This window comes from Streptococcus sp. HMSC071D03 (genome assembly GCF_001812125.1).
GTDB classification, from domain to species: Bacteria; Bacillota; Bacilli; order Lactobacillales; family Streptococcaceae; genus Streptococcus; species Streptococcus pseudopneumoniae_N.
On record NZ_KV807807.1, the window covers coordinates 42,697 to 51,096 of the forward strand.

At 40.0% G+C, this 8,400-nt stretch carries 8 protein-coding genes; all 8 read right to left on the reverse strand.

All coding sequences use genetic code 11. The features are described from left to right. Positions 1 to 150: 150 nt before the first annotated feature. The 8 genes from lepA to xseA all read right to left on the reverse strand — a co-directional run bounded on the left by lepA (position 151) and on the right by xseA (position 8,090). Positions 151 to 1,974 carry a translation elongation factor 4 gene (gene lepA, locus HMPREF2837_RS09420; protein ID WP_001047207.1) on the reverse strand — a complete coding sequence of 608 codons (1,824 nt, stop codon included), beginning with the start codon at positions 1,972 to 1,974 and terminating at the stop codon, positions 151 to 153. A 78-nt stretch (positions 1,975 to 2,052) separates the two neighbouring features. Beyond that, the gene (locus HMPREF2837_RS09425; protein ID WP_049548489.1) at positions 2,053 to 2,781 is read right to left on the reverse strand and encodes a metallophosphoesterase family protein; all 729 of its coding nucleotides are present in this window, start codon (positions 2,779 to 2,781) and stop codon (positions 2,053 to 2,055) included. Next, positions 2,782 to 4,449 carry a DNA repair protein RecN gene (recN, locus tag HMPREF2837_RS09430; RefSeq protein ID WP_049548488.1) on the reverse strand — a complete coding sequence of 556 codons (1,668 nt, stop codon included), beginning with the start codon at positions 4,447 to 4,449 and terminating at the stop codon, positions 2,782 to 2,784. Positions 4,450 to 4,455: 6 nt separating this feature from the next. Continuing rightward, the gene (locus HMPREF2837_RS09435; protein WP_049548487.1) at positions 4,456 to 4,887 is read right to left on the reverse strand and encodes an arginine repressor; all 432 of its coding nucleotides are present in this window, start codon (positions 4,885 to 4,887) and stop codon (positions 4,456 to 4,458) included. Continuing rightward, on the reverse strand, positions 4,880 to 5,695 hold the full coding sequence (locus HMPREF2837_RS09440) for a TlyA family RNA methyltransferase (RefSeq protein ID WP_049548486.1): 816 nt from the start codon (positions 5,693 to 5,695) through the stop codon (positions 4,880 to 4,882). Before HMPREF2837_RS09440 ends, HMPREF2837_RS09435 begins: the two co-directional genes overlap by 8 nt. Continuing rightward, positions 5,688 to 6,563, reverse strand: a complete 876-nt coding sequence (locus HMPREF2837_RS09445) for a polyprenyl synthetase family protein (protein ID WP_049548485.1) — start codon at positions 6,561 to 6,563, stop codon at positions 5,688 to 5,690. The genes HMPREF2837_RS09440 and HMPREF2837_RS09445 overlap by 8 nt, the downstream gene beginning before the upstream one ends. Then, entirely contained in the window at positions 6,560 to 6,772 is a 213-nt protein-coding gene (locus HMPREF2837_RS09450) for an exodeoxyribonuclease VII small subunit (protein ID WP_049548484.1), read from the reverse strand. Before HMPREF2837_RS09450 ends, HMPREF2837_RS09445 begins: the two co-directional genes overlap by 4 nt. Continuing rightward, the gene (xseA, locus tag HMPREF2837_RS09455; RefSeq protein WP_049548483.1) at positions 6,750 to 8,090 is read right to left on the reverse strand and encodes an exodeoxyribonuclease VII large subunit; all 1,341 of its coding nucleotides are present in this window, start codon (positions 8,088 to 8,090) and stop codon (positions 6,750 to 6,752) included. Before xseA ends, HMPREF2837_RS09450 begins: the two co-directional genes overlap by 23 nt. Positions 8,091 to 8,400: the final 310 nt, after the last annotated feature.

Here is an 8,400-nt window from a genome sequence, read left to right on the forward strand (position 1 = left end):
TTTAAAATCAGAAAAACGCATAATATCAGGTGTTGAAAACCTTGATACTATGCGTTATATTTTTTTCATTTTCGGAGAAAATTGACTTTTTGCCCAGCCACTTAAAAAATCATTATTTTATATTTATCTTATTTTTTCTTGAGATCTCAACTATTCTTCATCCATACTCAAGACGCTGAGGAAGGCTTCCTGAGGCACTTCTACAGAACCGATGGCTTTCATGCGTTTCTTACCAGCTTTTTGTTTTTCGAGAAGTTTACGTTTACGTGAAACGTCACCACCATAACACTTGGCAAGAACGTTCTTACGAAGGGCCTTGATATCTGTACGAGCCACAATCTTATGTCCAATTGCTGCTTGGATTGGCACCTCAAATTGTTGACGAGGAATGATTTTCTTGAGCTTATCAACGATGAGTTTTCCACGTTCGTAGGCAAAGTCCTTGTGAACGATAAAGCTAAGAGCATCCACCTTGTCTCCATTGAGAAGGATGTCCATTTTGACCAGCTTAGATGGACGATACTCTGACAATTCGTAGTCAAAGCTAGCGTAACCACGTGTCGAAGACTTAAGCTTATCAAAGAAGTCGAAGACGATTTCAGCCAGTGGAATTTGATAGATAACATTGACACGATTGTCATCAATATAGTCCATCGTCACAAAGTCACCACGCTTACGCTGAGCCAATTCCATTACTGCTCCGACGAACTCCTGTGGTACCATGATTTGCGCTTTAACATAAGGCTCTTCAATGGTCGCAATCTTAGTTGGGTCTGGGAACTCAGATGGGTTAGACACATCCATAGACTCGCCGTCTGTCAGATTGACTTTATAGATAACAGACGGAGCTGTCATGATGAGGTCGATGTTGAATTCACGCTCTAAACGTTCTTGGATTACATCCATATGGAGAAGTCCAAGGAAACCACAACGGAAACCAAATCCAAGTGCCTGAGATGTTTCTGGTTCAAACTGAAGACTAGCATCATTCAGTTGCAATTTTTCAAGTGCTTCACGTAGGTCATTGTACTTGTTTGACTCAATTGGATAGAGACCCGCAAAGACCATAGGATTCATCTGCTTGTAGCCATGTAAGGGCTCTGCCGCAGGATTGGTTGCCAAGGTAACGGTATCACCCACACGAGTGTCCTGAACCGTCTTGATAGAAGCTGCAATATAACCAACGTCACCAGTCGCAAGGAAATCACGACCAACTGCTTTTGGTGTAAAAATACCGACTTCGGTCACATCAAAGGTCTTACCATTGCTCATGAGCTGAATCTTATCACCAGGTTTGACCACTCCGTCCATGACACGCACTTGGAGGATAACCCCACGGTAAGCATCGTAAACTGAGTCGAAAATCAAGGCCTTAAGTGGCGCCGTCACATCACCCGTTGGTGCTGGCACTTTTTCCACGATTTGCTCGAGAATTTCTTCGATACCAATACCAGCTTTAGCTGATGCTAAGACTGCTTCGCTGGCATCCAAACCAATGACATCTTCAATCTCTGTACGCACGCGCTCAGGATCTGCAGCTGGTAGGTCAATTTTGTTAATGACTGGCATGATTTCCAAATCATTGTCCAAGGCTAGATACACATTGGCAAGGGTTTGAGCCTCAATACCTTGAGCGGCATCGACCACCAAAATCGCTCCCTCACAGGCAGCTAGCGAACGTGAAACTTCATAGGTAAAGTCCACGTGCCCCGGCGTGTCAATCAAATGGAAAATATAAGTTTCCCCATCTTTTGCAGTATAATTCAGCTCGATGGCATTCAACTTAATGGTAATCCCACGTTCCCGTTCTAGATCCATGCTATCCAAAAGCTGAGCTTGCATTTCACGACTTGAAACCGTCTCTGTCTTTTCCAAAATGCGATCTGCTAGGGTTGACTTCCCATGGTCAATATGAGCAATAATAGAGAAGTTACGGATCTTCTCCTGTCGTTTTTTCAATTCTTCTAAGTTCATGATTCTCTTCCTTTCAGGGTATCTATTTATTATAAATTGTTTTTAACATTTTGACAAGACCATACCCTGCTAGGAGTACTAATCTTCAGCAACAAAGCCGTCATTTTCGATAAAGTGGTGTTCTGTCATTCCTCGATCTGTAAAGACAATCCCGTGAAGGACACCACCATAGACAGCTCCTCCGTCCATCCCAATCTTACCATCTTCTGTAGTCCAAAGCTCAGCTGTACCACGCTCTTGCTGTAACAAGCCATAAACTGGTGTGTGACCAAAGACAATGGTTTTCCCAGTATGATTTTCGGCTTCGTGGAATGGTTTTCTGAGCCATACCTTCTTATAATCGGTAGTATCATGCCAATCATCCAAAGTCAAATCAATACCGGCATGAACAAAGATATACTTATCTGTTTCAATGACAAAAGGCATCTGACGGATAAACTCCACTAAGTCTGCTGCTTCTGTCTCAACACGCTTTGCATCTGCTACTCCATCTACTGGTGCATCTAGTGGACGGCCTAAAATGGAATTAATGGTTGTATCCCCACCATTTCTACGGTAGTGATCGTAACTCTCTTCTGGATTGTCTAACCAAGTTAAAAACATATACTCGTGGTTCCCAGATAAGCAGATAGCACCTTGGTTATCAACCAAATCCTTGACCATTTCAAGAACACGGCGGCTATCTTCTCCTCTATCAATCAAATCTCCAAGAAAGAGCAATTGAGTCTCGCCATCCCATGTTTTAAGTAAGTCTTCTAACATTCCAGCTTTTCCGTGGACATCACCAATTACATAATAGTCTGTCATTTATTTCTCCTTACTTTGTAATAATTCTCTCGCTTGATTCAATGCTGCTTCCGTCACATTCTCCCCAGCCAACATCTTAGCGACTTCTTCAATTCTTTCTTCAACTGTCAGCAAGCGAACTGTTGAAACGGTCGAATATTCATTGCTAATCTTTTCGATGAAGAACTGATAATCTGCAATCGCAATAACTTGAGGAAGGTGAGAAATAGCTAATACTTGACCGTGCTGTCCAATTTTGTGAATTTTTTGTGCGATGGCTTGAGCTACACGACCTGAAACTCCCGTATCTACTTCATCAAAGACAATGCTAGTCTTGCCTTCTTTTCGAGAAAAGGCAGACTTAATGGCTAGCATGAGACGAGACAACTCTCCACCAGAAGCTACTTTTACTAAAGGTTTAAAATCTTCTCCAGGATTGGTTGAAATGTAAAACTCAACACTCTCATTACCTTCACGACTGAATTTTCCTTGACTAAAACGAACTTGAAATTGTGCTTTCTCCATGTAAAGGTCTTGCAATTCTTGCTTGATTTCAGCTTCTAAGTCCTGCGCTATTTTATGGCGAGCCTGAGCAACTTGACCTGCTAGGTCCACAAGATTTTTTTCAAGTTTCTTGAGTTCGATTTCCATATCTTCAGAAGATAGATTATTTCCTGTTAGAAGATTGTATTCGTCTGTAATCTTGGCAAAGTATTCAAGGACATCATCTACACTACTACCATACTTACGGGTAATGGTATGAATCAAATCTAGTCGACTTTCAACCTGCATCAGACGATTACCATCAAAATCTAAATCATCGATAATGGATTCCAATCGCTTGGTTATATCTTCTAGAACATAATAGGATTCAGAAAGGGAGCTTGAAATCTCACGATACTCTGGATCAAACTCTTCAAGACTTTCCATATCATTCATGGCCGAACGAACATTTGCAAGGCTTGAAAATTCTTCATTATCAAGCATACTATAAGCATTTGTTAAAGTATCGGCAATATGTTTATGGTTCAGTAGTTTGTCTCTTTCTTGATTAAGGACAATATCTTCACCAGTTTTCAAATTAGCTGCTTCAATCTCAGCAATCTGAAATTCCAACATTTCAATACGAGCCTTGTGTTCCTGCTGATTTTTTTTGATGTCAAGCACTTGCTTACGCATACGGCGATAGTTATCAAAGCTCATCTGATAGGCTTCTTTTAATTCAAAGAAAGAAGTGTCCCCAAACTCATCCAACATCTGGATATGTCGATGTGGGCGCATTAACTCCTCTTGGTCATGTTGACCATGGATATCAACTAGCTGTTGACCAATCGTCCTTAATACTGAAAGATTAACCATCTGTCCATTGACACGACTGATGCTCCGACCGTTTTGTAAAATTTCGCGACGAATAATGATTTCATCACTCAATTCTAATCCTTGTTCATCAAAAATTTCTTCTAGCGCGCGAGTACTTTCAATTGAAAAAAGACCTTCAATTTCTGCTTTGGGAGCCCCATGACGAATAACCTCTGTTGTAGCTCGAGCTCCTAACATCATATTCATAGCATCAATAATGATTGATTTACCCGCACCTGTTTCACCAGTTAAAACTGTCATCCCTTGTTCAAAATTCAGAGAAATTGATTCGATGATAGCAAAATTTTTAATCGAAATTTCCAGTAACATATAATCCTACCAATTTTTAACTTGCTCAAAAATATCTTTGGCTGTTTCTTCACTTCTCAATACCATCAAGATGGAATTATCATCAGCAATACAGCTAAAAATTTGGTCAGAAAAAACAGTCAACAACTGACTCTTGACGAAAACAGTATTCCCTGGAATAACTTGCAAATTGATCATATTCCCCATGCGTTCAGCATGAATAATATTGTTTTCTGCCAATTGCAAGCTTCTAACGATTGATTTTGGTAATTCATAAATGTAAGTATTGTCTTTCAATGGAATTTTTACAATACCTAATTCTTTAATATCTCGGGAGACTGTTGCTTGAGTAGCAGAGATACCAGCTTCTCTCAAGTGTTCAACGATTTCTTCCTGTGTGCCGATTTGATAATCTGTAACAAATCTTCTAATCTTCTCAAGTCGCTCTTTTTTATTCATCTTTAAATTCTCTATGTGCTTTCTCCACTATTTTTTCTATTTCAGAAGTAACCTGATTGATTGCGTGATCTTCTTTTCGCAAATAGGCTAAAAACTCGATATTCCCATGACCACCTTGAATAGGAGAATAGTCCAATCCTAAGACTGAAAATCCTTCATCAACTGCCATTTTAGTAACTGATTCTAAAACATTTTGGTGAACCTTGGCATCTCTGATAATTCCATTTTTACCAATCTGTTCTCGACCAGCCTCAAATTGAGGCTTAACTAGAGCCACAACCTGACCTTGATCGGCTAAAATACGGTGTAAGGCTGGCAAAATAAGGCCTAGAGAAATAAAACTGACATCGATACTTGCGAAACTTGGTTCCTGATTAAAGTCGGTCTTTTCAGCATAACGGAAATTAAACTGCTCCATACTGACAACACGAGGGTCTTGGCGTAATTTCCATGCCAGTTGGTTAGTACCAACATCAACTGCAAAAACTTGTTTAGCACCATTTTGCAACATGACATCCGTAAAACCTCCAGTTGAAGCTCCGATATCAATGGTCGTTTGTCCCTCAACTGATAGATCAAAAATATCTAGCGCCTTCTCAAGTTTCAAGCCACCACGACTGACATACTTAAGTTTCTCGCCCTTGAGTTTCAACTCTGTATCGTCAGGAATTTTTTCTCCTGGTTTATCAAATCGTTCGCCATTTATAACAGCGACTACCAAACCAGCCATAACACCTCGTTTGGCTTGTTCTCTCGTTTCAAATAAACCTTGTTTGTAAGCTAATACATCTACTCTTTCCTTAGCCATTGATTCTCAAACTTTCTACTATTTTCACAATTGGTTCTTTGTCAAAGATCACAACCTGGCTAATCTCTTCAAGTTTCGCATTAGCTTGATCCAAGGTTTGATTGCAAAACGCTATCGCCTGGTCTAATCCCAACAATGCAGGATAGGTTGACTTCTCGGCTTGCAAATCTTTCTGGGGTGTTTTGCCGATTTCCTCAAAGCTAGCGGTAACATCAAGCACATCATCTCTCACTTGGAAAGCAAGCCCAATCAACTCGCCAACTTTTTTAAGCTGCTTCTGAAGTTTTTCATCCAATCCAGCAATGATACCAGCCGCTTGGAAAGGAAAGGCTAAAAGTTTACCAGTCTTATTAGCATGGATAGTCTGAAGTTCCTCTAAATTCAAATGTTTTCCTTCGCCTTCCATATCTAAAACTTGTCCAGCCACCATCCCCATACTTCCAGAAGCAAGTGATAAATTAGCTATTAAATCAACCTTTGTTTGACTCGGCAAATCAGCTTGAGCAATTAAAGCATAGGGATCCAAAAAAAGCGCATCCCCTGCTAAAATAGCTAGAGCTTCACCATACACCTTATGGTTGGTCAAACGCCCCCGACGAAAATCATCATTATCCATAGCAGGTAGATCATCATGAATCAAACTACCTGTGTGAATCATTTCTAGTGCCGCTGCAACTTGAGCATGGGCTGGTGCGATAGACACTTGCAAAGACTCCAAAACTTCTAGAAGTAGATATGGGCGAATCCTTTTACCACCTGCATGTATGGAATAAAGAACGGCTTCTCTCAAGTTTGATGCAAATTGTTGGTCTCCATAAAAGTCTTCAAGAGCTGACTCGACCAAAGCTAATTTTTCTTGCTTGTTCATAGAAGTTCGCTTTCTGTTCCATCTTCTTGCATGACTTTAACCAAGGTCTTTTCTGCTTTATCAAGTGTTGCTTGCAATTCTTTTGAAAGAACCATTCCTTTTTGAAAAGCAGAAATAGCATCTTCTAAAGCAATTTCACCATTTTCTAAGCTTTGAACAATAGTCTCAAGCTCTGCTAGATTTTCCTCAAATTTCTTTTGTTTTGACATCTTTAACCTCTAATTCTACCTGACCGTCCCGCATCAACAGTGATACTTGGTCATTTTCTTTCAAATCTTTCGCAGAAGCCACTACAACTTCTCCTTTTTTGACAATTGCAAAACCTCTGGCTACAATTCGACTAGTATCTAGCATAAGGAGAGCTTCTGATAGGCGTTTTACTTCTGCTACTTTTGCATCATAGGTCACAGCCATCTGGCTACGCATTAGTTTTTGCAGTTGGAAAATACGATCCTGATAACGCTGGATTTTGATGATTGGTGATAATTGTTCCAAACGGTGGATTTGTTCTTGAACCTTTTGTTGATTTCGAACCAATTCAGCATTCAGTCCTTGCTTCAGTCGTAGCTGTAACTGATCCAAGCGTTGTAGATAACCGTCATATAAACGCTCTGGTTGTCTGAAGATGACCGATTGACTGAGGATTCTCAAAGCTTCTTGTTTCTTTGATAAAGTATGTTTAACAGCTGTAGTCATCCGCTTCTCTTGATTCTGAAGATAGGTCAATAGGTCTAACTTTGTTACTGGTGTAGCGAGTTCAGCAGCAGCTGTCGGCGTTGCCGCTCTCTTATCAGCTACAAAATCAGCCAGAGTGACATCCGTTTCATGACCTACACTCGAAATAATCGGTAAACGAGATTCAAAAATTGCTCGAACTACAATTTCTTCGTTAAAGGCCCAAAGATCTTCAATGGATCCACCACCACGGCCGATAATCAGAACATCTAAGTCATCTCGTTCATTGGCTCTAGCAATGTTACGAGCAATCTCCTCTGCAGCACCCTCACCTTGAACTTTAGTAGGATATAGGACAATTTCCACACCAGGGAAACGTCTACTGACTGTAGTGATGATATCTTGGATAACAGCACCACTTCGACTGGTCACCACACCTATTTTTTTTGAAAATTGTGGTAAAGATTGTTTAAAGTGTTCTTGAAAAAGACCTTCTTCTGCCAGTTTCTTCTTAAGCTGTTCAAATTGGATAGCCAATGCACCAACACCATCTGGTTCAGCTTTTTCAATAATAATCGAATAGCTTCCGCTTGGTTCATAGACTTGAACACGACCAACTACATTGATCTTCATACCTTCTTCCAGTTCAAAACCTAAACGTTGGTAGACCCCCGACCAAATGGTTGCCTGAATAACTGCTCGGTCATCCTTAAGAGAAAAATACTGATGGGTTGGACGCTTACGGAAGTTAGAGACTTGACCAGTTAAATAGACCCGTTCCAAATAGGGGTCTTTATCGAATTTCATTTTTAAATACTTGGTCAAAGTTGTAACCGATAAATACTTTTCCATCTCTACCTCCTTCTTTTCTCTAGTTTTTCCTGGGTATTATTATACCAAAAATATGCTTAAAAATCTTGAATTTCCACCTAGAATAGTGAAAATACAGGGAATTTATGTGTGAAATAATTTCTTAATATTTTTGCCCCCTGAACAGAAAAAAAGCCCTTCGGATAAAATCCGAGGGGCTTAAAACGTTGTTAAATCAACGGCCGAACTTTTGAGATTCAAGGTTCGGGATAAAATAGTTCACTGAACTATTTTATTTTTTCAAGTTATCTTCCTATTATGGCTCTATAATTTCTGTAGTGGGTAAATCCCC

Excerpts from the sequence above, each read along its gene's own strand:
- lepA (WP_001047207.1), bottom strand. The coding sequence starts at position 1,974 with ATGAACTTAGAAGAATTGAAAAAACGACAGGAGAAGATCCGTAACTTC.
- HMPREF2837_RS09425 (WP_049548489.1), bottom strand. The coding sequence starts at position 2,781 with ATGACAGACTATTATGTAATTGGTGATGTCCACGGAAAAGCTGGAATG.
- recN (WP_049548488.1), bottom strand. The coding sequence starts at position 4,449 with ATGTTACTGGAAATTTCGATTAAAAATTTTGCTATCATCGAATCAATT.
- HMPREF2837_RS09435 (WP_049548487.1), bottom strand. The coding sequence starts at position 4,887 with ATGAATAAAAAAGAGCGACTTGAGAAGATTAGAAGATTTGTTACAGAT.
- HMPREF2837_RS09440 (WP_049548486.1), bottom strand. The coding sequence starts at position 5,695 with ATGGCTAAGGAAAGAGTAGATGTATTAGCTTACAAACAAGGTTTATTT.
- HMPREF2837_RS09445 (WP_049548485.1), bottom strand. The coding sequence starts at position 6,563 with ATGAACAAGCAAGAAAAATTAGCTTTGGTCGAGTCAGCTCTTGAAGAC.
- HMPREF2837_RS09450 (WP_049548484.1), bottom strand. The coding sequence starts at position 6,772 with ATGTCAAAACAAAAGAAATTTGAGGAAAATCTAGCAGAGCTTGAGACT.
- xseA (WP_049548483.1), bottom strand. The coding sequence starts at position 8,090 with ATGGAAAAGTATTTATCGGTTACAACTTTGACCAAGTATTTAAAAATG.